Here is a 25,349-nt window from a genome sequence, read left to right on the forward strand (position 1 = left end):
AAAAAAGCAACTCCTAAAAGTTGCTTTTTTTATATTTATATGATTAAATCTTAGTTTAGTCAATAATATCAAATCCAGTATATCTTCTTAATACTTCTGGAATTACGATTCCTTCTGGAGTTTGATAGTTTTCTAAAATTCCAGCTAAAACTCTAGGTAATGCTAATGAACTTCCGTTTAACGTGTGTGCCAATTGGTTTTTACCATTCGCATCTTTATATCTTAATTTTAATCTGTTTGCTTGGAACGTTTCGAAATTAGACACAGAAGAAATTTCTAACCAACGGTCTTGTGCTGTTGAAAATACTTCGAAATCATACGTTAACGCTGAAGCAAATCCCATATCACCACCACAAAGTCTTAAAACTCTGTAAGGTAATTTCAATTCTTTTAAAATTTCTTTCACGTGTTCTACCATTCCATCTAACGCTGCATAAGAGTTTTCTGGTTTTTCGATACGTACAATTTCCACTTTATCGAATTGGTGTAAACGATTCAATCCACGAACGTGTGCGCCATACGAACCTGCTTCTCTACGGAAACATGGCGTATAACCTGTACATAAAATAGGTAAATCGTTTTCTGCAACTAAATCGTCTCTGAAAATGTTAGTTACTGGCACTTCCGCAGTTGGAATTAAATATAAATTATCAGTAGCGTCGTGGTACATTTGTCCGTCTTTGTCTGGCAATTGCCCAGTTCCATAAGCCGAAGCTTCGTTAACTAAATGCGGCACTTGGTATTCTTTGTAACCCGCATCTGTGTTTTTATCTAAGAAATAAGAAATTAAGGCACGTTGTAATTTGGCACCTTTTCCTTTGTAAACCGGAAATCCTGCACCAGCGATTTTTACACCTAATTCAAAATCAATGATATCGTATTTTTTAGCTAATTCCCAGTGAGGTAAAGCATCTTCATGTAATTTAGGAATGTTTCCTTCTTCAAAAACGTTTAAATTTTCCTCAGGAGTTTTTCCGAAAGGCACAATTTCAGCTGGTAAATTCGGTAATTTATATAACTCGTCTTGCAATTGGTTCGCAATCGCATTCAAGGTTTCGTTTATTGTTTTAGAATTTTCTCTAATTTGAATTGTTTTTTCCTTTAAGATTTCGGCTTTGGCTTTTTCGCCATTTTTCATCATTTCGCCAATGTCTTTGGATAATTTATTAGATTCCGCTAAAAGATTGTCTAATTCTACTTGTGTGTTTCTACGTTTTTCGTCTAATTCCACAACAAGCTCTACAATAGCAGTAGCTTCGAAGTTCTTTTTCGCTAAGCGCGTAATGACTTCTTCTTTGTTTTCTCTAATAAAATGTACTTGTAACATGTTTGTTTATTTTTGGAAAGCAAATGTAAGGAATTGTTGTAAAATAGTAATGAAATTATATAAACAATTGCTAATTTGACAATAATTGCTTATAATATATTAATAATATTTAATATTTTTTGTTATTTTTGCTTAACCTATTAAAAAAACCTAACAAATAATAAAGAAATAATGAAAAAAATTGCCCAAATCTTTTTCGTTTTACTGACTTCTTTCTGTTTTTCGCAATCTGAATATGCTGAATTTAACAAAATGGTGGAGTCTGAGATGAAATCTGCTTCCAGAACTATGAATGTTCAAGTGAATCCGAACACGCAAAATTATGATGTAACCTATCATGAATTAAGATTTACAGTTGATCCAAATGTGTTTTTAACTGATGGTTCTGGAGAAGAACGATCGAGTGTTGTAGCACAAGTAAAAACCGATTTTACAGTAACACAAGCTACTAACACAATTGTTTTTGATTTTAAGTACAGTGCCGATCCCACATTTAAATACACAATTAGTAGTGTGGTTTCTGGTGTTACTTCATTACTATTTGTACATCAAAATACGGATGAACTTGTAATCACCTTTCCAACAACTTTAGCTGTTGGGTCTACTCAATCAGTAACAATAAATTATTCTGGTTATCCCAATAATGATGCTGGAGCTTTTACTAGAGATACACACAGCGGAACTCCGATAATATTTACACTTTCTGAGCCTTTTGGAGCAAAAGATTGGTGGCCTTGTAAGCAAGATTTGAATGACAAAATCAATAGTTTTGATATGTACATTACAGCACCATCAACCTTTAATAGTGTGTCTAATGGATTACAGCAAAGCAGAATTATTGCTGGAGCAAATGCCACAACACATTTTAAACATTTGTATCCAATTCCGGCGTATTTAATCGTTTTAAATGTAACCAATTATCAAATTTATAACCAACAAGGAGGTTTAGGAACTTTAGCAAGCCCTTATTTTCCAATTATAAATTATTTATATCCTGAAACCAATACTGCTGCTACACAAACTGCATTAGCGGTTACACCAACCATAATAAATTTATATGAGAGTTTGTTAGAACCTTATCCGTTTAGAAATGAAAAATACGGTCATGCACAATTTGGTTGGGGTGGAGGAATGGAACATTCTACAGTTTCCTCAATGGGAAGTTTTGGAAGAGATTTAATTGCTCACGAAATGGCACACCAATGGTTTGGAGATAAAATTACTTGTGGAACTTGGAAAGACATTTGGTTGAATGAAGGAATTACGGAATATATGTCTGGATTAGTTAGAGAAAATTTAGATGGTGCTGCTGCTTTTGTTAGTTGGAAAGAAGGAAAAATTATTAGTATTACTTCATTTCCAACAGGTGCAACTTATTTAACAGATGCTGAAGCATTAAATTCAAATAGAATTTTTTCAAATAGATTAACTTACAATAAAGGTTCTATGATAACCCATATGTTGCGTTGGAAAATGGGTGATGCAGCTTTTTTTCAAGCATTGAAAAGTTATTTAGCGGATCCAGCATTAGCTTATGGTTATGCGGTTACAGCTAATTTCAAATCACATTTAGAAACGGCTTACGGCAGCAGTTTATCAGAATTTATGAACGATTGGTTATACAATCAAGGATATCCAACGTATGATATTGTGGCACAAAATTGGGGAGCAGGACAAGCTAAAATTACTGTAAACCAAACGCAATCTCACGCAAGTGTTTCGTTTTTTGAGATGCCATTAGAAATTAGACTTACTGGTAGTGGTGGTTTAACTCATGATGTAGTGGTAAATAACACTTCTAATGGTGAAGAATTTATTGTTTCAGTTCCTTTTACTGTAACAGGATTAGTTTTCGATCCGAATAAACACATTATATCTATAGACAATATAGAAACTTTAGGTAATGAAATATTTGACATCAATAAAGCTGTTTCTTTATATCCAGTTCCTGTAGAAAACGAATTAAATATTCAATTTCCAAGTAATTTTACTTTGTATAAAGTTGAAGTTTTTAATAATTTAGGGCAACTTTTGGCTACAGATTATAAGAATACAATTAATACTAGTCAACTATCTAGCGGCGTTCATTTTTTAAAAATTGAGACTTCAGAAGGAGTCTTTCATAAAAATTTCATAAAAAAATAGGCTAACCATAAAATAATATTAAAAAGTAAGGTGAAAACCTTACTTTTGCTTTTTAAATACAAATCAAAATACAATGATTCAAGTAGCACAAATACTTTTTATATTATCAGTTTTAGTAATTCTTCACGAATTCGGACATTATATAACAGCTAAAATGTTTAAAATGCGAGTAGAAAAATTCTACTTGTTCATGGATGTTGGTTTTTCTTTAATCAAAAAGAAAATTGGGGAAACAGAATGGGGAATTGGATGGTTACCATTAGGTGGTTATGTGAAAATTTCTGGTATGATAGACGAAAGTATGGATGCCGATCAAATGAAACAAGAACCACAACCTTGGGAATTTCGTTCAAAACCAGCTTGGCAACGTTTAATTGTGATGTTAGGTGGAATTATTGTGAATATATTATTGGCATGGTTTATTTATGCTGTGATGTTTTCAACAGTGGGTCAAAAATACATTTCAATGGAAAAACTTCAGAAAAATGGATTGTCATTTGGTGAAGTGGGTCAAAGTGTAGGTTTCAAAAACGGAGATAAAATTGTTTCTATCGATGGAAAATTACAACCAAAATTTAATTGGGCAGTAATTGATGTTTTATTGAGCGATGAAGTTATTGTTGATAGAGATGGGAAAGAAGTTAAGTTAAATTTAACTGACGAACAAAAAGGTGAAATTCTTGGAAAAGAAGGAAAAGGATTTGTAAAAGCACGTTTTGAATTAAAAGGTATATATGTTGATAGTATCAATTCTAAAAAAGCACAACTTCAATTTAAAGATGAAATTTTAGGGGTTCAAAATCAGAAATTAACTTATTTTGATCAATTTAAAGATTATTTACTTGCGAATAAAAACAAACAAGTTGGTGTCTTAGTTAAAAGAGATAATAATGACACGATTGTTAATGTTTTAGTTGACAAAAACGGTTCTATTGGTTTAGAGAAAGACTTTTTTGTGAACACACAACTTTTAATGAATGAAATTAAAGTTGCGGAAATAACAGAAGGTTCGAATGCAGAAATAGGTAAATTAAATGCTAATGACATTATTCAAAAAGTGAATGGAGTTGATGTTATGTTTTATAGCGAGTTTAGAAATATCTTAAAAAAGAACACAAACAAAGAAGTTGTTATAACAGTTAACAGAAATAATGCTCCTCAAGATTTAAAAGTTTTAGTAAATGAAGAAGGAAAGCTTGGTTTTTCAATAAAGCCAGTTACTGAAATAAAAAATGATTTTCTAATCACCAACAAGCTTTCTTTTGGAGAAGCGGTTTCAGCGGCTGTAAAGGAATCTTATCAATTGTTAGTTTATAATGTGAAGCAATTCAAATTAATCTTAAAACCAGCAACTGGAGCATACAAACAAGTGAAAAGCCCTATTGGTATTGCACGTCAATTACCAGATTCTTGGGATTGGGAATTTATTTGGAATTTTACAGCGCTGTTTTCAATTGGTTTAGCCTTTATGAATTTATTGCCAATTCCTGGTTTAGATGGTGGACATGCCTTATTTACAATCGTTGAAATGGTTACAGGTAAGAAATTATCAGATAAAGCAGCAGGTTATGTACAAACTGGAGGTATGATTTTCCTACTTTCATTAATGGTATTAACCTTTGGGAAAGACATTTACCAACTGATTTTAGATAAATTGATAAATTAAATTAAAAAAGTGCTAAAATATTTTTGCTAAAATAAAAATTCAATTATATTTGCACTCGCTAAAAGAAACAAGCAACTTCCTTCTTAGCTCAGTTGGTTAGAGCATCTGACTGTTAATCAGAGGGTCCTTGGTTCGAGCCCAAGAGAGGGAGCAAAACTTTTAGCGAAAACATACTTAACCTATACGGTTATTCCTTCTTAGCTCAGTTGGTTAGAGCATCTGACTGTTAATCAGAGGGTCCTTGGTTCGAGCCCAAGAGAGGGAGCAAAAAGTTCAACAGCAATGTTGGACTTTTTTCGTTTCAAATAGTTTTATTTAACCTTAAAATTGTTTCAAGCCTAAAACCTGTCCCGACTTTCTCGGGAAGAGGGAGTAAAAAGTTCAATAGTAATGTTGGACTTTTTTCGTTTAAAATTGTTTCAAGCCTAAAACCTGTCCCGACTTTCTTGGGAAGAGGGAGCAAAAAGTGCAACAGCAATGTTGGACTTTTTTCGTTTCTAATGGTTTTATTTAACGATAGAATTGTTTCAAGCCTAAAACCTGTCCCGACTTTCTTGGGAAGAGGGAGCAAAAAGTGCAACAGCAATGTTGGGTTTTTTTCGTTTCTAATGGTTTTATTTAACGATAGAATTGTTTCAAGCCTAAAACCTGTCCCGACTTTTTCGGAAAGAGGGAGCAAAAAGTGCAACAGCCATATTGGACTTTTTTCGTTTATCTACTTTCTGGAATAAATCACAGTTGTGTTTATAAGCTCATTCGGATTGTTTTAAGAAGAGATAAATTCAAAAAACACTTCTTTTCTGTTTCACGTAGTTTTTTTAAGTATAGGCGATAAAATCTGTGTTTTGATATTTCAAAAGCAAATTTGTTCCTTAAGGTAATGTCAAAAAAAAATCCCGAGCACTGCTCGGGATTTTGATATAGAAGAAAATTGAATTATTTTTTCTTTTTTGCTCCTTTTTCTGCTTTTGCAGCTTCTTGAGCAGCTTTCATAGCAGCACGAGAAATTCTTACTTGACAAACAACAGTGTTGTCTGGGTGTAAAATTTTGTAATTTTCAGCAGCTAATTTAGTAACATATAATTTGTTACCCATCGCTAATTCAGAGATGTCAGCTTCGATAGAATCTGGTAAGTTTGCAGGTAAAGCTCTCACTTTTAATTTACGTTGGTTTAAACGTAAAACCCCTCCTAATAAAACTCCTGGAGATGTTCCAGTAACTTTAACAGGTACTTCCATTGTAATTTCTTTTGTAGCTTCTAATTGATAGAAATCTACGTGTAAAATTTTGTCAGAAACTGGGTGAAATTGAATATCTTGTAAGATACCGTCAAATTTCTTTCCACCTTCTAATTCAATTACTACAGTGTGCGCTTCTGGAGTGTAAACTAAACCTTTAAATGCTCTTTCTTCAGCACTAAAATGTACTGGATTTTCCCCTCCGTAAATAACGCATGGTACCATTCCAGCATTACGTAAGGCTTTAGTAGCTACTTTACCCACGCTTTCTCTTTCTGATCCTTTGATCGTAATTGATTTCATTTGAAATAAATTAAAATTAATAAAAAATAAATAGGTTAGTAGTTTAAAGGAATGAACATCTTCAAACCGACTAACTTTACATTAAAAACTTCCCACTAATGGAAGTATTATTCTGAACCATGTGCATTACTTCTGCAAATAATGGCGCGCAGCTCACAACTCTTATTTTCTTAGATTCTCTCTTTAACGGAATAGAATCTGTAACAATTAACTCTTCTAATTTTGAGTTTTCAATTTTTTCATACGCATCACCAGATAAAATGGCATGTGTACAAATCGCTCTTACACTCAAAGCGCCTTTTTCAATCATTACATCAGCGGCTTTTGCTAATGTACCTCCAGTATCAATCATGTCATCAACTAAAATTACATGACGACCTTTTACTTCTCCAATCAATTCCATTGTGTCAATTACATTGGCGACTTTTCTTTGTTTGTAGCAAATTACTACATCTGATTCTAAAAATTTAGAATACGCATATGCTCTTTTAGAACCACCCATGTCAGGTGAAGCAATCGTCAAGTTTTCTAAACCTAAACTTCTTACATATGGTAAAAAGATAGTGGAAGCAAACAAGTGATCTACTGGTTTTTCAAAGAATCCCTGAATTTGATCTGCATGTAAATCCATGGTCATAATTCGGGTAGCTCCTGCTGTTTCTAATAATTTTGCTACCAATTTTGCACCAATCGGTACTCTTGGTTTGTCTTTTCTGTCTTGTCTTGCCCATCCAAAATAAGGGATGACCGCTGTTATGTGTCTGGCTGATGCTCTTTTCGCAGCATCAATCATTAGTAACAATTCCATTAAATTATCTGCGCTTGGAAAAGTGGAACAGACTAAAAATACGCGAAGACCTCTGATAGATTCTTCAAATGAAGGCTGAAATTCGCCATCACTGTATTTAGAGAAGGTTACTTTACCTAGCGGCACACCATATTTACTGGCAATTTCTTCCGCTAGATACACACTTTGAGAACAGGCAAATATTTTTGCTTCAGGCTCGTTGTATGACATTTTAATTAGTTGTTATGTAGTTAGTTAGTTGTGCGAATGCTTAATCGGGTGCAAAGGTAGAAATAAAATTGAACTCTGAAAGTAAATTTTTAAGTATTTTTCGGTTGAAATTCGAAACTTTACTTATATTTGCACACGAAATAATTGCACTGATGGCGGAATTGGTAGACGCGCACGACTCAAACTCGTGTTCCTCGGAGTGTGGGTTCGATTCCCACTCGGTGTACAAAACAAAAAAGCTCAGCATTTGCTGAGCTTTTTTTGTTATAAACTAGATTTAAATTGTTCTAAGAAACGCACATCGTTTTCATAAAACATTCTAATGTCGCCAATTTGGTATAATAGCATCGCAATTCTTTCAATTCCCATACCAAAAGCGTAACCTGTATATTCATTTGGATCAATTCCACAGTTTTTCAAAACATTTGGATCTACCATTCCGCAGCCCATAATTTCTAACCAACCTGTTCCTTTTGTAATTCGGTAATCGGTTTCTGTTTTTAATCCCCAATAAATATCTACTTCTGCACTTGGTTCTGTAAAAGGGAAATAAGACGGACGCAATCTGATTTTAGATTTCCCGAACATTTCTTTCGTAAAATATAATAACGTTTGTTTTAAATCGGCAAACGAAACATTTTTGTCAATATATAAACCTTCTACTTGGTGGAAAATACAGTGCGAACGAGACGAAATCGCTTCGTTACGGAAAACTCTACCTGGAGAAATCGTTCTAATAGGCGGTTTGTTGTTTTCCATATATCTCACTTGAACAGAAGAAGTATGAGTTCTTAATAATACATCTGGATTCGTTTGAATAAAAAACGTATCCTGCATATCACGCGCTGGATGATATTCTGGTAAGTTTAAAGCCGTAAAGTTATGCCAATCGTCTTCAATTTCCGGACCTTCAGATACATTGAAACCAATCGTAGAAAATACATCTAAAATTTGATTTTTCACTAAAGAAATCGGATGACGAGAACCAATATTGATTGGATTTCCTGGACGAGACAAATCGCCAAACAAGTTAATAGACTCTGTTTTAGATTCTAAAAGTTCCTGAATGCTTTTTACTTTTTCTTCCGCCGTGTTTTTCAATTCGTTTACCACTTGACCAAATTCTTTCTTTTGTTCGTTCGGTACGTTTTTAAATTCGGCAAAGAAATCTTTCAATAAACCTTTACTTCCTAAGTATTTAATACGAAATTCTTCTAAAGTCGTTTTGTCTTCAGTTGTAAAAGCTTTAGCTTCTTCAATATGTTGTTTAATCTTGTTTATCATCGTAATTGGGTAATAGTCTGCAAATTTATGTATTTTTTAGAGATTAGTGAATAATTTCTTTTTCTAAAAAATAATTCACAATGGCTTCTTTCATTAAAACCGATTGTTCTCCAGCTTTTAGTGTCGGTAATTCTTTCACGACTTTATAATGCGGCCAACCGTCTTTATCGAAAAATTCAAATTCGTAATATCCGTAAGGTTCTAAAAGCTTACAAATGGCAATGTGCATTAAGTTTACTTTTTCGTCTTTTTTAAATTCGATATTTATTTTGCCTAACTCCTGAACGCCAATTAAATAAATAATCGCATCTAAATCCAATACGTCACCATCGGCGAATTTCTCAGATAAAAATGTCACGACTTTATCCCAACGTTCTTTTAATTGTATATCTCTAGACATTTCTGTTTTGTTTTTTGGCAAAGATAGTATTTGAGGTTTGCATTTTGTAGTTTTGTTTTTAGAAAATTAAAATTATGAGTTTTATCGATATTGTTTTTACCGCTTTGTTAGGTTATGCTTTATATAACGGCTTGAAAAATGGTCTTTTTGTAGAAATTGCTTCTTTTGGTTCGTTGATTATTGGAATTTTTGTAGCGATTAAATTTTCGCACATTGTTCGATTGACGTTAGAAGATATCATAAAAGTAAATCCAAAATATATTGAAATTATTGCTTTCGCGATTACGTTTTTACTAGTCGTTGTTGGAATTCATTTATTAGCAAAATTTTTCACAAGTATTCTAAGCTTAGCGTATTTAGGTTGGCTGAATAAATTGGGCGGCGCTGTTTTCAGTTTGTTAAAAACCATTTTAATGTTGAGTGTGGTGATCAGTTTGTTTCAGAAAATTAACATCAATCATATGTTAGTAAAAGAAGAAACGTTGAATAATTCTGTTTTTTATAATCCGATACAAGAAGTTTCTAAATTTATGTATCCGAGTTTAGAAAAATGGTATGATGAATTTAAGGAGAAAGCGAAAGAAAAACCGGAAAATGAAGAGGTTTTGGATTCTACAGATGTTAATTAATTATTGTTATGAAAAAATATTTATTATTATTAAGTCTATCATTGTTTTCTTGTCAAGTTGACTACCATGAGCTGACCGAAAGTGAAATAATTTCATGTAAACAAAATGTATACGAAAATGGTGATGAAGAATGTTATAAAGATTTGATTTTGAGTTATGGGGTTAATTATGAAAGTGCTGAATTATTTCCATTAACATATTTAATGGCAAGTAAATACAATAATGGTTATGCATGTAGGCATTTATATGAAAGTATTATTAAAATAAATAATAGCTATAAAGTTGAAAATGATAAAGGAGAATTTCAGAATAATTTGATATTAAAATTAAATAAAGCAGATAAAGAATTTGCTTTATACTATTTAATGAAAGGTTCTAGATTAAATGATTTTAACTGTATTAGCAATTTGTCTAAATTATATGAAAATGGTTGGGTTGTTTTAAAAGATCAAAAAAAGGCTGATAGCTTGAATAATTTAAATAGTATAAATTTGGGTGTGGCTCAGTAGTTTATAAACCTACTCACTCACCCATTTAAACCCTACTCGAGGAATGTTTTCAATAGATAAACTCGGTGTTTCTTTAATGATTTTTCGCAAACGAGAGATGAAAACATCTAAACTTCTTCCTAAAAAATAATCATCCGAACCCCAAAGTTCCATTAGAATTTTTTCGCGTTTTAAAACGGTATTTGGGTTGTCTAAAAACAGCTTTAACAATTGTGCTTCGCGTTCGGTAAGTGTAGTTTTTGCCGTTTCGTTCTTAATTAAAAAGTTTTCGGGTTCAAAAACAAAACCAGCAAATTCATATTTTTTTATAGTTTTTTCCGTGTTTTTCTGACTTCTGTGTAAGAAGACTTCAATTTTTAAAATCAGTTCTTCAATAGAATAGGGCTTTACTAAATAATCATCAGCACCTAATTTCAAACCTTTAATGCGGTCTTCTTTCATCGTTTTCGCCGACAAAAAAATAATTGGAATTTCTTGATTGCGTTTTCTAATTTCGGTCGCCAATTCAAATCCGTCCATTTCTGGCATCATAATATCGGTCACCACAATGTCAAATTGGTTTTTACAAAACGTGTCTAAACCTATTTTCCCATTGGCGCAATGCACCACATCAAAATGTTGTTCTAAATTATCGGAAGTTAAAAACGCAAGTGTTTCTTCATCTTCAATATATAATACTTTTTTCTTACTCATAATCCTTTCGGTTAATTAAAATGGTCACCACAATTCCTTTGTCTATATTGTTTGAGATAGCAATTTTCCAATGGTGTAATTCGCAAATCTTTTTTACGTACGATAATCCAATTCCAAAACCTTCAATGTTTGAAATGTCTATTCTTGAAACGCGGTAGAATTTATCGAAAACGAAAGGTAAATCTTTTGCTGGAATTCCACAACCATTATCTTTAACTTGAATTGAAAGTTGTTGGTTGATTTCCTTTACATCGATTTCAATTTTCGGAGAAACATCAGAATATTTCACGGCATTATCTACCAAATTGAACAAAATGTTGTAGATATGAAACTCGTCTGCTTTTATTTTATAGGGTTTGGCAAGGTTTATTTGAATATCGATTTCCTTGTCGTATTTTAAAATGATATTGTCTTTTACTAAATCTAAAACAGGTTTTAATACAAATTGTGTTTTGTCAATTAACATTTGTTTGCTTTCAGTTTTGGCAACGTATAAGATTTTTTCGATATGTTCATTCAATTTATTAGTCTGATTGACAATAATTTGATTGTATTTCAACAATTTCGGATTTTGTTTGATTTCATTTTGTTGTTTCACATAATTCGACGCGATAAGTATAGAAGCTAATGGCGTTTTAAATTCGTGCGACATATTATTAATGAAATCTCTTTGCAATTCGGTGTATTTTTTCTGTTTTAACATCAATAAAACGGAATAGACATAGATAATTAAGACCAAAAACAAAACGGAAGTAAAAATCCAATATTGATTTAAGTTTTTAAAATAATTTTGTTCAATATCTGGAAATCGTATCGCGAAATAATAGGTGTATTCTGGATTTTTAGTAAAGCAAGTTGGGCATTTAATCGGTTCTTTTTTTCCGTTACTATTAATGTGATTGCTAAATGCCATTTGATCGGAAGTACAATTGTAAACGGCGTATTCAAAATCGACATCCAAATTGTTTTTCTGAAATTCTGAAATTAAATAGTGTTCTAAAACCGTGTTTTCAAATTCGTAATTTACGTTAACTGTAAAATAATCGTCAGATACTTTTTCTACTTGATTGGCAACTAGTAATCCTGTTTGATTGTCTTTGTATAGTTTTTCCAACACATCTTGAAGCGCAAAAAATATTTTGTCTTCGGTATCTTTTTTGGCTAATTTGTGTGCGTTATTAATTAAAAACAATTGCATAATAATAACTCCAACTATCGCTAGGAAGCCAATTATTATGACAATATTAAATCTTGAAAACTTCATTTTCTATTTAAATTTTAAACGATATTACTACAAATATTCAAGCGAAATTAATCATTAACAAGTCATTAACACAATAAATATAACTGATTAACAGCATTATTTAAAAAATTAAATACATTTGCTATATCAAAAAATTAAAAACTTAAAATAAAATAATTATGAAAACAGTAAAATTACTTGCATTTGCATTATTAGTATCATCAGTATCATTTGCACAAACTAAAGCTAAGCGTTCTGCAAAGTCAAAAGCAGTAACTGTAGCTCCAGCGGTTGTAGCTCCAGCAGCTCCAGCGGTTGTTGCAACTCCAGCAGCACAAGTTCCACAAACACCATCTCAATTAAAATGGGAAAAAGAAACACATGAGTTTGGAACAATTGAACAAGGGAAACCAGTTTCTTATGAATTCATATTCACTAACACTACAAACAAAGACGTTACCTTAACAAATGTAAAAGCTTCTTGTGGATGTACAGCTACAAACTATACTAAAACAGCTATTAAGCCAGGTGAAAAAGGTACAGTTACTGCTACTTACAATGCTGCTGCAGGTGGTACTTTCCACAAAACGGTAACAGTTATGACAAGTGAAGAAAATTCTGCTCCAAAAATCATTACAATTAAGGGTACTGTTAAAGTTAACGAAGTTCCTGCAGCAGGTGCTCCGGTTTCAAAATAATATAAAAATTATTTATATATTTAGTCCCGATAAGATTTACTTATCGGGATTTTTTTATGGAAAAAGTTGTAATTAATAGTCCGCTTGGATTTGTACTCATTGAAGGTGATGCAAACGGAATTTCTAAAATTTCTGTGACTTCAGACGAAATGGTTTTGTCTGAATGTATTCCAAAAGTATTTACTGATGTTGTAACCCAGTTGAATGAGTATTTTGAAGGAAATAGAACTGATTTTCAGTTTGAAATGAATCCGACTGGTACTGATTTTCAAAAGAAAGTTTGGGAAGAATTATTAAAAATTCCTTTCGGTAAAACGGTATCTTATCAGGAAATTACCAATAAATTTGGTGATCCAAAAGCCATTCGTGCTGTAGCAAATGCCAATGGTAAAAACCCACTTTGGATTGTAGTTCCTTGTCACAGAGTAATTGGTTCGGATGGTTCGTTAACGGGATATGCTGGTGGTTTGTGGCGAAAAAAATGGTTATTGGATCACGAAAATCCTGTAAAACAACAAAGTTTATTTTAAAAATTTTCATACATTGCTATTAAATTCTTCAACTATGCAATTTCTTAAAAAATTCTTCAAATGGTTTATCATTATCTTCAGTAGCATCATTATTTTGATGTATATTTTTGATGTGGATTATTTGCTTCGTGCTGTAAGAACCATTTATCTAAAAGGGTATACGACAGCTTTTTTAGAAGATTATAAAGAATTCCCAAATCGTACTATTAAAACTGGCGTGGCGCAACCTTGGGCTATTTCTAAAGATTACAATAAAGTTCCCTCAACAGAAGTTTTAAATAAAACACATAAGGATTTACAAACGATTGCTTTTTTGATCATAAAAAAGGATAGCATTTGGCATGAAAGTTATTTTGATGGATTTGGTAAAGATTCTAAATCAAATTCATTTTCTGTTGCGAAAAGTGTGGTTTCGGCAGCTTTAGGTAAAGCGATTATGGATGGAAAAATTAAAAGTTTAGATCAAAAAGTAAGCGATTTTTTCCCAGAATTAAAAGGAAAATATGCTAAAGAAGTTACTGTTGGTGATTTGTCTTCAATGGCTTCAGGTTTAAGTTGGGACGAAAAATATTATAGTCCGTTATCCATTGTCACAAGAGCGTATTTTGATGATAATTTAAGAGGCATTATGTTAGGTTTAGAAATCAAAAACAAACCAGGTCAAAGTTTCGAATATTTAAGTGGCGCTACGCAATTATTAGCTATGTGTATTGAAAAAGCAACTGGAAAATATTTGTCGGATTATGTTTCAGATAGTTTTTGGAAACCCATGGGTGCAGAAAATGATGCGCTATGGCAATTGGATGAAGCGGATACCGGAATTGAAAAAGCCTATTGTTGTATAGCTAGTAATGCTAGAGACTTTGCACGTTTTGGGAAGTTATACAAACAAAACGGAAAATGGAATGGCCAACAAATTTTAGATAGTACTTTTATTGCAAAATCTTTACAACCGAGATTTGCTGATAGTCCAGAATACGGTTACGGTTGGTGGTTACACACGATAAAAGGGAAAAAAATATTTTACATGCGAGGTCATTTAGGTCAATTCGTAATTGTGATTCCGGAAGATGATATTATTATTGTGAGATTAGGCCATTTAAAAGGCTTACAAACTACAAAAGATGTTCATAGTAACGATTTATACACATATATAGAAGAAGCTTACAAAATGATAGATAAGAAGAAATAAATTTTAAAACCCTACTTTATGTTACACGCCATTCCATTAGAAAATATCTTGTTTTTAGATATTGAGACCGTTCCAGAATTAGAAAATTTTAGTGATTTAGATCAAGATTTTCAAGATTTATTCGCACACAAAACACAATACCAAAGAAAAGAAGAAATTACGCCAGAAGAATTTTACGAAAGAGCCGGAATTTGGGCTGAATTTGGAAAAATTGTTTGTATTTCTGTGGGTTATTTTACTCAGAAGCAAGGTGAAAGGCAGTTTAGAGTCACCACTTTTCAAGGAGACGAAGAACGTTTGTTAATTGAGTTTTCGAATTTAATCAATAACCATTTTAGTTTGCCTCAGCATTTAATGTGCGGACATAATGTTAAAGAATTTGATTTTCCTTTTATAGCCAGAAGAATGTTAATTCATGGGATCAAAATCCCTGCTAAATTGAACTTAATGGGTAAAAAACCATGGGAAGTTCCTCATTTAGATACTTTAGAGTTATGGAAATTTGGAGATTATAAACATTTCACCTCTTTAAAATTATTAACAAAAGTGTTAGGCGTGCCTTCACCAAAAGATGATATCGATGGAAGTGAAGTCGCTAAAGTTTTTTATAAAGACAAAGACATCGATCGAATTGCCACGTATTGCGAAAAAGACGTAATTGCTGTTGCACAGATTATTTTAAAATTGCGTTTTCAAAAATTATTAACTGATGAGGAGATTTTGAAAGTTTAATCCAAAAAAAAACCACGTGAAAACGTGGTTTTTTTGTATATATAACTTTTAGTTTTTATTTCCCTGCTAAAGCGTCTGTGTTGAATTTTTTCACATCTGCAACAGCATTGTCATTATAAACTACAGCGCTTAATGCTTTTGTAGTATAAAAGTTCCAAAGACCAATTTTTTTACCTTGTTCGAAAGAACCTTCAGCAATTAAGTTTCCAGCTTCGTCAAATGATTTCCATAAACCGTCTGATTTACCATCAACATAATTCCCTTGGTGCATTACTTGACCGTTTGAATGATAATATGTAACTTTTACTGTGTTTTCTGAAATTTGTTCACCTACAGGTTGTGTTTCTTGTGCAAAACCGAAAGCTGAAAATATAAATAAACCGAAGATTAGGGCTAAATTTTTCATAATATGTATGTGTTAGAATTAATAATAAAGTAAATGTATAAATTATTTTTACAATTACCAAACAAAAACTTAACAATTTCGTAACATTGAATTTTTTAGCATAAAAAAAGAGGTAGAAAAACTACCTCTTTAAATGTTTTATGAAGTTAATTACATTTGTAATAAATTTACTGAATTAACTACAGTCCAAGCTCCTGGAGTTAAAACAGCACCAGTAGCACTTGCGTTAGTTACTGCTTTACCAGAAGGGAAAGAAACTGTAATTGCAGCTGTAGCTCCAACTAATTCTCGTCCGTTGTTTGTAGATTTATAACCGTTTAAAATAATTTTTCCGGCATTAACTTGATCAGTATTTGTAGAAGCATCTTGAATTTTAACTACAGCTCCTTGATACGTTGTTGAACCTTCAGTATAAGAACCATATCCATTAACAACTACATTGATGAATTCACCATTACCTTGTTTTTTAAATTGGAATGCATCAATTTCAACTGCTCCAACTACTTCTGGTACACAACCAGCTTGTCTGTTTAAAGTAACATTAGTAACTTTTGGCCAAAATGCATTATTGTTAGATGAAGTTTCAATTTCCATTCCAAAATTACCTTTATCTACTTGGTTACCAAACCAATTAGAATTGTTTTGACCTTGCCATCCATCTTGCCAATCGAAAGCATCATCATAATTTCCGTAAGAAATACAGTTAGACATACTAGCTGTTCCACCAAAAAATTCATATCCGTCATCAGCACCTTTATAAGCTACTAAATGGTTTAATTGCGTTCCTGTACCAACAGAATAGAAAGTAAAACTATTCGTTTCTTTTGTTCCATCAGCAATTTTTTTACCAGCATATTCCACTCTTACATAAGATAAAATTCCTCCATCATGTGCGCTGTTTGAACCACCATATGGTAATGATAAACCATCTTCTGATGTACCAGTAGTTCCACCACCTAATACTTTAATTGGAGCGTCACCATAAATTGTAATTCCTCCCCATGAACCTGGTGTATTAGAAATTTCTGTAAATACAATTGGCGCAGATGCAGAACCAACAATATTAACTTTTCCACCTAATTCTACTACTAAAGCATTATCTCCATTCGCTTTATCACAAGAAATTTTAGAACCTTCTCCAATAGTTAACGTAGCTCCAGATTTAACTCTAACAATTCCTTTTAAAGTGTAAATTCCATTAGCCGCAAAACTAACATTTGAAGTTATGTTTCCTGAAATTTCTCCAGTTGGAGTTACCACTCCTGCTTCTGTTTCATCATCTTTTGTACAACCTGTAAAAATTGTTGCTAATAAGCCTAGACTAAAAATTAATTTTTTCATTTTTTTAATATTGATTAGTTGTTGTTTTAATTATTTATGCAAATATCTAACAGAAGGATTTACCTTAAGTTAGTTAAAAGTTATTAATAAATTAAGAAAATCTATGAATGTTAATATAATGTTAGTAAAGCAGTTAAATAAAAAAGGCTATCTCTACAGATAGCCTTTTTGTAATATGTAATATATGATTAGAATGTATAACCTAATGTAAATGAAAATCCAACTCCTTTTTTGAAATCTTTCATTAATGAAGAGGTTTCAATGTAAGTTTTAGTGTGATTGTTACCTAACATAAATTTACTATACGGATTTAATACATTATCTGCAGACAATTTTAAATCAAAATGCTTGTTAATTTTACTTGACATAACAATATCTAATTTGCTTACTGGCATTTCATATAAATGATCTACACCAGCTGTACCTACACTATATATTCTTTTTCCAAATACAGAATAAACAGCAGTTATTGTGTTTGACCAATTTTTATTTACATTGAATTGGTATTTTAAATCAGAATTAATCAACCAATTTGAGGCACCTTGTAAGTTTCTACTTTTATGTGTTTCTATACTTTCAATAGTATTTCCAGAAGGCCCTTTTACAAAATTAGGAACAGTTACTTTTGTTTGCATAACTGAAGTATTAAATCCTAATGAAAAATCTTTTAGTTGATTAGAAATTCTTGCAAAGTCAAAAATAAATTCAGCTTCAACTCCGTATAAATTAGCAGATGTTGAGTTTAAAAAAGTAGTAATTGTTACACCAGAATTTGGCATAAAAGTTCTTTCAATTGGATTTTGTATGTTTTTTCCAAATACACCTACAGCAAACATTTCTTTGGCAGTTGGGAAAATTTCATATTTTAAATCCACATTATTGTTTTTACTGTTTTCTAAATAAGCATTTCCTTGATAAACAGTATTGTCTGGATTTACAATTCCTAAAGGATATGCTTCCATAGAAACTGGTTTAGTGTACGTTTGTGAAGCAGCTAACCTTAAGTTACTATTGTCGTTTACTGCATATTTTAAGTTTACAGAAGGTAAAAGATAAAATAAATTTTTATCTACTTTAGTATATTTAGTAGCTCCGTATTCTTTATATTTAGTGATACTAACATAATTTTCAGCTCTCACACCTGCATTAACATCAAATTTATCTGTTACTTTAATTAATAAATTAGTGTAACCCGCTTGAACTGATTCTTCAATTTTAGTTTTCCAAGTATTATTACTTGATTCTTGGAATGAAATTTTATAATCTAATAAATCCTGATTAATTTGTGCATCTACATTATATGGATCTAAAACAAAAGCCGAATTAAATGAATAATTTTGAACCGCATTTACAAATCTATATTTTGTTTCATTATAATTTCTGTTTCCATTATAACCAAAAGTTAATTTATTGTCTTTAGCACCAAACGTATAATTATATTCTAAAAATCCAGAAACGAAAACATCATTTTTTACATCAAAATATTGTCTTAAAAAATTATTCCCACCATAACTTGCATTAATTTGATTATCACTTTCTTTTGTTCCAGTAAATGATTTTCTATCTGGTTGGTTAAATTTAGTTTTAGCTGCACTTACCCCACCTTTTAATTGGTGTTTTTTATCACTTGTTAAATCATAGTCTCCAAACAACTGACCTAATAAATAATCAGTTTGTTCAAATTGATTCGTTTGAATGTAATAATTAGTTGTGTTTGTTAATCCACTTTGAGTACCTAATTGACTTTGAATTTGTGATTCAGTAGATTTTAAATACAACATGTTAGATGATAAATTCAATCTTCCTACCGAATAATTTAAACCTAAAATAGATGAAGCGTTTGTTTTATAAGTATAAGTTGTTTTTATAAAATTGTTATAATATTCAATTTGTTGATTTGGATTTAGAGTTCTATCTACTCCTTTTCTGTATACATAACTGTTATCAAAATTTAAAGATAATAAATAACTAAATTTGCCAATACTTGTATTAAATTTTTCAGCATGTGTTAATCCGAAACTCGTATTTAATGGTGTTTTTGTTTTTTCAACATCAAACCCATCTTTAAAAGCATCAATGGCAACTTGACCATCTAATTTTTTCAAAGGAAATGGATTAGATGCGTTAAAATTACCTGGTAAATTTCTATCTTTTCCATCTAAACCAAAAAATCCTTTTGTAGTATTCGTGTTTTTGGCAAATAAGAATTCAGAAATATTATTATTTGTAACAAAACTTGTTCCTAAACTAATTTTAGTAAAACTATTAATTGGTTTAGTTGTAGTTTCAACGTTAAAAGTACCTCCAGCAAAATCACCATATAAGTTTGGATTAAACGTTTTATATGTTTCAATAATACCTACAACATCAGTTGGAATTAAATCTAAGGGCAATATTTTTTTAAACGGACTATTTGATGGAACAGACATGTTGTTAATTAACAAACTATTATACCTGTCTTCTAAACCTCTAACAAAAATTCCACGTGAATCTACTTTTGTAATTCCAGATACTTTTGTTAATCCTTCTTCAACATCTGAAATTCCTTTTCTTGATAACTCTTGAGAACCAATACTTTGTTTGATTTCTACTGCTTTTTGTTGTTCTTTTAATAAAGCTGTTTCTTTCGTTTTGTTAGTAGAACCTTTAATTACAATTCCTTCAATACTATTTGAATTTTCTTGTAAAGAAATATTTAACACTAAATTTTCATCAGCAGAAACAGTTACTTGCTTTTCAAATGTTTTGTAACCAATAAAAGCATAAACAATTGTGTAAGTTCCAGGTTTCATAGTAATTTCATAATTACCATTAATGTCAGATTCAGCGTTTGCCATTAAACCTTTTAAAGATATTGAAACAAAACTTACGGGTTGTTTGCTATCTTTATCTGTAATAATTCCACTAACTTTAGCAGAATTTTGAGCGAAAGAGATCATTGATAACAATAATCCAAAAAATAGAAATTTTAACTTCATTGTGGTTGTGTTTATTTTTACGCAAAAGTAGTATCATCTTAATTATGTGAATGTTACCTAGATGTTATTTATTAGTTTATATATTGTTAAGTTAGTGTTAACACATTAAATAATGGTAAACTGATTTTATTTGTCATTTTTATCTATAATTTTGACACAAATTAAATTTTTTAATTACTTTTATAGTTGATATGAAAAAGAAGGATATAAAGATATTATTGGTAGATGACGAGCCAGACATTTTAGAAATTGTTGGGTACAATTTGGAGCAAGCCGGATATCAGGTTTTCAAAGCCGAAAACGGCAAAGATGCCGTAAAACAAGCACAAAAAACGAAACCTCATTTAATCATTATGGATGTAATGATGCCAGAAATGGATGGTATGGAAGCTTGTGAAAAAATTAGAGAAATTCCAGAATTAAAAGATACGATCATTACTTTTTTAACCGCTAGAAGTGAAGACTATTCACAAGTTGCCGGTTTTGAAGTAGGTGCAGACGATTATATTGCTAAACCAATTAAACCAAAATTATTGGTAAGTAAAGTAAAAGGTTTATTACGCAGATTAAAAGACGAAGAACTAGAAAATTCTGAAACGTTAACGGTTGGTAATTTACAAATTAACCGTGAAGAATATAAAATAATTAAAGACGGAATTACTATCGTTTTACCAAGAAAAGAGTTTGAATTACTTTATTTATTAGCTTCAAAACCAGGAAAAGTATTCACAAGAACCGAAATTTTAGATAAAGTTTGGGGTAACGAAGTGATTGTTGGCGGTAGAACTATCGATGTACATATTAGAAAACTTCGTGAAAAAATTGATGAAGATGTCTTTAAAACCATAAAAGGTGTTGGTTACAAAATCGAATTAAATGGCGATTAATTTCAAAAAATCATACAAGTTTGCCTTTAAATCATCCTTTTATATTTCATTATTTGTAATATTTAGTTTGTTGATTTACAATCACTTTGTTCAACCAATTAACATATTTATATTACTTGTTTTTCCCATCACCTTATTTGTTTTTAGTTTTTTCTTAATTCAATACAGAGTTGAAGTTTTCATCTACAAACGAATCAAGAAATTATATGATGAGGTGTCTATTTTAGACGCGACTTCCTTAAAAAACAAAATCGTAACTACTGATATTTCTTCTTTAACGAACGATATTAGAAATTTCGCCAAAGAGAAAAAAATTGAAATTGAATCGTTAAATATTCGGGAAGAATACAGACGAGAATTTTTGGGAAACATTTCTCATGAGTTGAAAACACCCTTGTTTACTGTTCAAGGTTATTTAGAAACACTTATAGAAGGTGGCGCCATAAAAGACAAAACCTTACGTGTAAAATATATCGAACGCGCTTCCAAAGGAGTAGAAAGATTAATAAGTATTGTGCAAGATTTAGATATGATTTCTAAATTTGAAGTCGGCGATTTAAACTTAGAAATCACTAAATTCGATATAATCAGTGAAATTCAGAATGTATTTGATTTGCTAGAAATGAAAGCAGATGCTAAAAATATCATTTTAATGTTCGATGAAAAATACATTTCTCCCATTCATGTGTATGCCGATAAAGATAAAATTCAACAAGTTTTAACCAACTTAGTCATGAATTCCATCAAATACGGAAAAGAAAACGGAACCACAGAAATTTCTATTGAAAGAATTAATAAAAATAAAGTGTTAGTTCGTATTCAAGATAATGGCGAAGGAATTGAACAACAGCATTTATCTCGAATTTTTGAACGTTTTTTCAGAATTAGCAAAAGCGGTTCAAGGGAAGAAGGCGGTTCTGGTTTAGGATTGGCCATTGTTAAACACATTATTGAAGCACACAACGAGAAAATATTCGTACAAAGTACACCTCAAAAAGGTTCAGAGTTTTCATTTACTTTGAAAACAAGCAAATAAATCGGTCCAATTTTGGTTGAAATTATACGTTCTAAATCCGGTATAAATATCAATTTTTTGCAATTTATCTAAAGTAAATTTATGTTGTGGACAACTTGGAACACTTCCTTCTTTTTTCAATTTCTTGGCTAAGTATTCTTGTTCAAATTGCCCTGGTGTAGGAATTAAAAAGGCTTTTGCACTTAAAAAAGCCAAATCCATTATAGAGGAATATCCCGAACGACAAATTATATATTCACTCTCCTGAATGGCAATTTCCAATTCATCCGCTTCCATGTAATTATAAAACGTAAAATTGTTTTGTGTGGCCGTTTTTTGTTCCTCTTCAACTAATCCTTTTACAAAAAGAATTGAGCCTTTAAATTCAGATAATTCAACACGCAATTTCTCTTCTAATAAAGTGCGTTGCGGTTCTGGACCAGATAAAATCACAAGTAAATCGTGTTTTTTTGATAAGTTTCTTTTCTTAAATCTGGTTAATGGACCAATGAATTTCATGTTATTTAATTCCGAGTTTTCGTGACTTAATTTTCCACTTAAATTAATACCTTCAGATACGTCTGGAACCCAACATTCAATAAATTTTTTTATAAAATACTGATGAAATTTACTCGAAATCCAACTCGTGTTACCTGACAAAACATTTACTTGATGAGTTATATAAACAGAAGGTATCTTCGATGAAAAAATTCCAGGTCTATTATCAGAAATTATTCCAGAAATTTCATGTTTTGTTATAATTTTTTCAAGTATTTTTTTTTCTTTTCGTATAGCAAAAAATAATTTAGGCAATTGCTTAAAAATTTTCAATCTAAAATCTTTCCCTTTTTCAGAATATTCAATATTATAATCTGGTAAGGTTTCAAAAATATCATTTGGAAATTCTTTTTTTAATAAATGTAATGAAGCGCCATCACTTGCAATAATAGGGGTAAATTTGTTTTTTTTTAGCGCATAAATAACTGGAATACAACGAGATGCGTGTCCTAGTCCCCAATTCAAAGGAGCCACAAGTATTTTTTTAGAGGTATTCATAAATGAAATGTTTATTTTCGATTTGGGATAAGAAAATAATTGAGTTTATTTTTTTACAAAGATAGATACTTTAATTTTATACTTTTGCATTATAAAATTAATTGTTGTGGGAAGTAAAAATAAATTAAAAAGATTTAACGAAAACCTGACGTTCTCTAATGTGTTTCAACCAACTAGAGAAGAAGTGGTAACGGATAGTGTGGCATTAAAAGGGAAATGGAATAGCGATTTCTTTAAAAATAACAATCCAATTGTACTAGAACTAGGTTGTGGAAAAGGAGAATATTCTGTCGGTTTAGCCGAAAAATTTCCAGATAAAAACTTCATTGGTGTAGATATTAAAGGTGCTCGTTTTTGGCGTGGTGCTAAAACTGCTTTGGAAAATGGTTTGAATAATGTAGGATTTCTTCGTACGCAAATTGAATTAATCAAACATTGTTTTGCAGAAAATGAAGTAGACGAAATTTGGATTACTTTCCCAGATCCGCAAATCAAATACAAACGTACGAAACACCGTATGACGAATTCTGAGTTTTTGCAGAATTATAAAAAAATACTAAAACCAAATGGTTTAATGCACCTAAAAACCGACAGTGAGTTCATGCACGGTTACACTTTAGGACTTTTACATGGTGAAGGACACGAAGTTTTATATTCGAATCATAACGTATATAACAACGCTGGAGCACCAGAAGAAGTAACAAGTATTCAAACTTTTTACGAAAGTCAGTATTTAGAAATAAATAAAAGTATAACTTACATCCAGTTTAAAATTAAATAGTGTCGGTACTTTTTGCTTTTGCTTTTGCAATTTTGTTTTCTTTTGTTGGTGTATTGCCACCCGGAATTGTGAACATGACTGTGGCGAATTATAGCGTAAAAAAATCTTTAAAAAGAGCTAGAAAGTTCATTAATGGTGCTATTTTAGTGGTTTTTCTACAAGCTGTTTTGGCGTATTATTTTGCTACTTTTTTAGAAAGTCACCCGCAAGTGATGCAAAATTTAAAATTAGTAGGAAGTGTAGTTTTTATTCTACTAACCATCTTTTTTTTAGGAAAAGGGATTCAAAACTTTATTGATTCTAAAGAAGAAATCAAAAAAAAATCGACTAAAAGTAATCTGAAACCTTTTTTACATGGTGTTTTTATTTCAGGATTAAATGTATTCCCAATTCCGTATTACGCTTTTGTGAGTTTATATTTATCCGCATTTATTGATGATTTTTTTACCAATTTAGTAGGTTTTGCTTTTGTAATTGGAACAACTTTAGGAACTTTTATTGTTTTTATGGGTTACGCCTATTTGTTTAGAAAAATAAAACATAAAGTGACATTCTTCATCAAAAATATTAATTTTATAATCGCCATAATTACGGGTTTAATTGCTGTTTTTACGATTTATAACTTGAATAAATAAACTGTTTTTTTGCCACGAATTCACGAATTTTTTTTTCAGCAGTTTGTGAAATTAGTTCATCTAAAGATGAATTCGAATACAACGAATTGATAATTAATTCGAAAATTCGTGGTAAAACATTTAAATCAAATTTATTAGACCCATTATCTTGAAATCGCAATAAAGGCAAGTTTGTGATTACAAACATCAAATAAGAAAAGCGATACCATATGACAAATAAAAAACAATAATTATCTGCATATGAAAGTAAAAGAAGACAATTTTTTTGAACGAGTGTACGAAGTTGCTCGACAAATTCCTTACGGTAAAGTCACTTCTTATGGTGCTATTGCTAAAGCTTTAGGTGCAGGTCGTTCTGCAAGAATGGTCGGTTGGGCAATGAAAGCTTGTCATGGCAGAACTGATATTCCTGCTCACAGAGTAGTAAATCGTTTAGGACTTTTAACTGGCAAACATCATTTTGAAGGCACCAACTTAATGCAACAATTATTAGAAAGTGAAGGCATTCAAGTCGTCGACAATCAAATTATAGATTTCAAAATGCACTTTTGGGAACCGGATTTTTAAAATACTAAAATCCAATAAACAAACCTTATACTATCATTAAAACTTTTTTAATCGATAAACTACAAACTTTTAAAC

At 31.1% G+C, this 25,349-nt stretch carries 24 protein-coding genes and 3 tRNA genes; 16 read left to right on the top strand and 11 right to left on the bottom strand.

Going from position 1 to position 25,349, the window contains the following annotated elements:
- Nucleotides 1-55: 55 nt before the first annotated feature.
- A complete protein-coding gene (serS, locus tag UEQ13_RS13680) occupies nt 56-1,327 on the bottom strand; it encodes a serine--tRNA ligase (RefSeq protein ID WP_329806892.1) in 1,272 nt (423 codons plus the stop codon).
- A gap of 171 nt (nt 1,328-1,498) precedes the next feature.
- Between serS and UEQ13_RS13685 the strand changes: the two genes are divergently transcribed.
- From UEQ13_RS13685 to UEQ13_RS13700, 4 genes are all read left to right on the top strand, one after another.
- Nucleotides 1,499-3,472: a M1 family aminopeptidase gene (locus tag UEQ13_RS13685; protein ID WP_329806893.1), complete on the top strand. Its 1,974-nt coding sequence runs from the start codon at nt 1,499-1,501 to the stop codon at nt 3,470-3,472.
- Nucleotides 3,473-3,545: 73 nt separating this feature from the next.
- Complete coding sequence (locus tag UEQ13_RS13690; protein ID WP_329806894.1) at nt 3,546-5,138, top strand: M50 family metallopeptidase; 1,593 nt, start codon at nt 3,546-3,548, stop codon at nt 5,136-5,138.
- 77 nt (nt 5,139-5,215) lie between these two features.
- A tRNA-Asn gene (locus tag UEQ13_RS13695) sits at nt 5,216-5,289 on the top strand.
- 40 nt (nt 5,290-5,329) lie between these two features.
- Nucleotides 5,330-5,403 (top strand) — tRNA-Asn (locus UEQ13_RS13700).
- Between the two features lie 671 nt (nt 5,404-6,074).
- Here the strand turns inward: UEQ13_RS13700 and UEQ13_RS13705 are convergent.
- Entirely contained in the window at nt 6,075-6,680 is a 606-nt protein-coding gene (locus tag UEQ13_RS13705; RefSeq protein WP_329806895.1) for a 50S ribosomal protein L25/general stress protein Ctc, read from the bottom strand.
- 76 nt (nt 6,681-6,756) lie between these two features.
- Nucleotides 6,757-7,698 (bottom strand): ribose-phosphate pyrophosphokinase, encoded by a 942-nt coding sequence (locus UEQ13_RS13710; protein ID WP_329806896.1) that lies wholly within the window; start codon nt 7,696-7,698, stop codon nt 6,757-6,759.
- A 146-nt stretch (nt 7,699-7,844) separates the two neighbouring features.
- Here UEQ13_RS13710 and UEQ13_RS13715 point away from each other — a divergent pair.
- A tRNA-Leu gene (locus UEQ13_RS13715) sits at nt 7,845-7,924 on the top strand.
- A 38-nt stretch (nt 7,925-7,962) separates the two neighbouring features.
- On the opposite strand, the gene pheS is transcribed toward UEQ13_RS13715, so the two are convergent.
- A complete protein-coding gene (pheS, locus tag UEQ13_RS13720; RefSeq protein ID WP_329806897.1) occupies nt 7,963-8,982 on the bottom strand; it encodes a phenylalanine--tRNA ligase subunit alpha in 1,020 nt (339 codons plus the stop codon).
- Between the two features lie 43 nt (nt 8,983-9,025).
- Entirely contained in the window at nt 9,026-9,382 is a 357-nt protein-coding gene (locus UEQ13_RS13725; RefSeq protein WP_329806898.1) for a hypothetical protein, read from the bottom strand.
- A 74-nt stretch (nt 9,383-9,456) separates the two neighbouring features.
- On the opposite strand from UEQ13_RS13725, the gene UEQ13_RS13730 reads away from it, so the two are divergent.
- On the top strand, nt 9,457-10,011 hold the full coding sequence (locus tag UEQ13_RS13730) for a CvpA family protein (protein WP_329806899.1): 555 nt from the start codon (nt 9,457-9,459) through the stop codon (nt 10,009-10,011).
- Nucleotides 10,012-10,019: 8 nt separating this feature from the next.
- Nucleotides 10,020-10,520 carry a hypothetical protein gene (locus tag UEQ13_RS13735; RefSeq protein WP_329806900.1) on the top strand — a complete coding sequence of 167 codons (501 nt, stop codon included), beginning with the start codon at nt 10,020-10,022 and terminating at the stop codon, nt 10,518-10,520.
- A 9-nt stretch (nt 10,521-10,529) separates the two neighbouring features.
- On the opposite strand, the gene UEQ13_RS13740 is transcribed toward UEQ13_RS13735, so the two are convergent.
- Together UEQ13_RS13740 and UEQ13_RS13745 are read right to left on the bottom strand one after the other, a co-directional pair.
- Nucleotides 10,530-11,213: a response regulator transcription factor gene (locus UEQ13_RS13740; RefSeq protein WP_329806901.1), complete on the bottom strand. Its 684-nt coding sequence runs from the start codon at nt 11,211-11,213 to the stop codon at nt 10,530-10,532.
- Complete coding sequence (locus UEQ13_RS13745; protein ID WP_329806902.1) at nt 11,206-12,477, bottom strand: sensor histidine kinase; 1,272 nt, start codon at nt 12,475-12,477, stop codon at nt 11,206-11,208. Before UEQ13_RS13745 ends, UEQ13_RS13740 begins: the two co-directional genes overlap by 8 nt.
- Nucleotides 12,478-12,635: 158 nt before the next feature.
- On the opposite strand from UEQ13_RS13745, the gene UEQ13_RS13750 reads away from it, so the two are divergent.
- From UEQ13_RS13750 to UEQ13_RS13765, 4 genes are read left to right on the top strand one after another with little or no spacing between them, the layout of a single operon-like run.
- Entirely contained in the window at nt 12,636-13,154 is a 519-nt protein-coding gene (locus UEQ13_RS13750; RefSeq protein ID WP_329806903.1) for a DUF1573 domain-containing protein, read from the top strand.
- 56 nt (nt 13,155-13,210) lie between these two features.
- Complete coding sequence (locus UEQ13_RS13755) at nt 13,211-13,684, top strand: methylated-DNA--[protein]-cysteine S-methyltransferase (protein WP_329806904.1); 474 nt, start codon at nt 13,211-13,213, stop codon at nt 13,682-13,684.
- A 34-nt stretch (nt 13,685-13,718) separates the two neighbouring features.
- Nucleotides 13,719-14,876 carry a serine hydrolase domain-containing protein gene (locus tag UEQ13_RS13760; RefSeq protein ID WP_329806905.1) on the top strand — a complete coding sequence of 386 codons (1,158 nt, stop codon included), beginning with the start codon at nt 13,719-13,721 and terminating at the stop codon, nt 14,874-14,876.
- An 18-nt stretch (nt 14,877-14,894) separates the two neighbouring features.
- Nucleotides 14,895-15,608, top strand: a complete 714-nt coding sequence (locus UEQ13_RS13765; RefSeq protein ID WP_329806906.1) for a 3'-5' exonuclease — start codon at nt 14,895-14,897, stop codon at nt 15,606-15,608.
- A 55-nt stretch (nt 15,609-15,663) separates the two neighbouring features.
- On the opposite strand, the gene UEQ13_RS13770 is transcribed toward UEQ13_RS13765, so the two are convergent.
- The 3 genes from UEQ13_RS13770 to UEQ13_RS13780 all read right to left on the bottom strand — a co-directional run bounded on the left by UEQ13_RS13770 (nt 15,664) and on the right by UEQ13_RS13780 (nt 20,333).
- On the bottom strand, nt 15,664-16,014 hold the full coding sequence (locus UEQ13_RS13770) for a toxin-antitoxin system YwqK family antitoxin (RefSeq protein ID WP_329806907.1): 351 nt from the start codon (nt 16,012-16,014) through the stop codon (nt 15,664-15,666).
- A 150-nt stretch (nt 16,015-16,164) separates the two neighbouring features.
- Entirely contained in the window at nt 16,165-17,355 is a 1,191-nt protein-coding gene (locus tag UEQ13_RS13775) for a hypothetical protein (RefSeq protein WP_329806908.1), read from the bottom strand.
- Between the two features lie 188 nt (nt 17,356-17,543).
- On the bottom strand, nt 17,544-20,333 hold the full coding sequence (locus tag UEQ13_RS13780) for a TonB-dependent receptor (protein WP_329806909.1): 2,790 nt from the start codon (nt 20,331-20,333) through the stop codon (nt 17,544-17,546).
- Nucleotides 20,334-20,524: 191 nt separating this feature from the next.
- Between UEQ13_RS13780 and UEQ13_RS13785 the strand changes: the two genes are divergently transcribed.
- The gene (locus UEQ13_RS13785) at nt 20,525-21,220 is read left to right on the top strand and encodes a response regulator transcription factor (protein WP_329806910.1); all 696 of its coding nucleotides are present in this window, start codon (nt 20,525-20,527) and stop codon (nt 21,218-21,220) included.
- The gene (locus UEQ13_RS13790; protein ID WP_329806911.1) at nt 21,210-22,256 is read left to right on the top strand and encodes a sensor histidine kinase; all 1,047 of its coding nucleotides are present in this window, start codon (nt 21,210-21,212) and stop codon (nt 22,254-22,256) included. Before UEQ13_RS13785 ends, UEQ13_RS13790 begins: the two co-directional genes overlap by 11 nt.
- Here UEQ13_RS13790 and UEQ13_RS13795 read toward each other — a convergent pair.
- Nucleotides 22,230-23,291 carry a glycosyltransferase gene (locus tag UEQ13_RS13795; protein WP_329806912.1) on the bottom strand — a complete coding sequence of 354 codons (1,062 nt, stop codon included), beginning with the start codon at nt 23,289-23,291 and terminating at the stop codon, nt 22,230-22,232. The genes UEQ13_RS13790 and UEQ13_RS13795 overlap by 27 nt on opposite strands.
- A gap of 106 nt (nt 23,292-23,397) precedes the next feature.
- On the opposite strand from UEQ13_RS13795, the gene trmB reads away from it, so the two are divergent.
- The 3 genes from trmB to UEQ13_RS13810 all read left to right on the top strand — a co-directional run bounded on the left by trmB (nt 23,398) and on the right by UEQ13_RS13810 (nt 25,274).
- Nucleotides 23,398-24,072, top strand: a complete 675-nt coding sequence (gene trmB, locus UEQ13_RS13800) for a tRNA (guanosine(46)-N7)-methyltransferase TrmB (RefSeq protein WP_329806913.1) — start codon at nt 23,398-23,400, stop codon at nt 24,070-24,072.
- Nucleotides 24,072-24,707 (top strand): LysE family translocator, encoded by a 636-nt coding sequence (locus tag UEQ13_RS13805; protein ID WP_329806914.1) that lies wholly within the window; start codon nt 24,072-24,074, stop codon nt 24,705-24,707. The genes trmB and UEQ13_RS13805 overlap by 1 nt, the downstream gene beginning before the upstream one ends.
- Nucleotides 24,708-24,947: 240 nt before the next feature.
- On the top strand, nt 24,948-25,274 hold the full coding sequence (locus tag UEQ13_RS13810; protein ID WP_329806915.1) for an MGMT family protein: 327 nt from the start codon (nt 24,948-24,950) through the stop codon (nt 25,272-25,274).
- Nucleotides 25,275-25,349: the final 75 nt, after the last annotated feature.

This window comes from Flavobacterium facile, assembly GCF_036321945.1.
Taxonomy (GTDB): Bacteria; Bacteroidota; Bacteroidia; order Flavobacteriales; family Flavobacteriaceae; genus Flavobacterium; species Flavobacterium facile.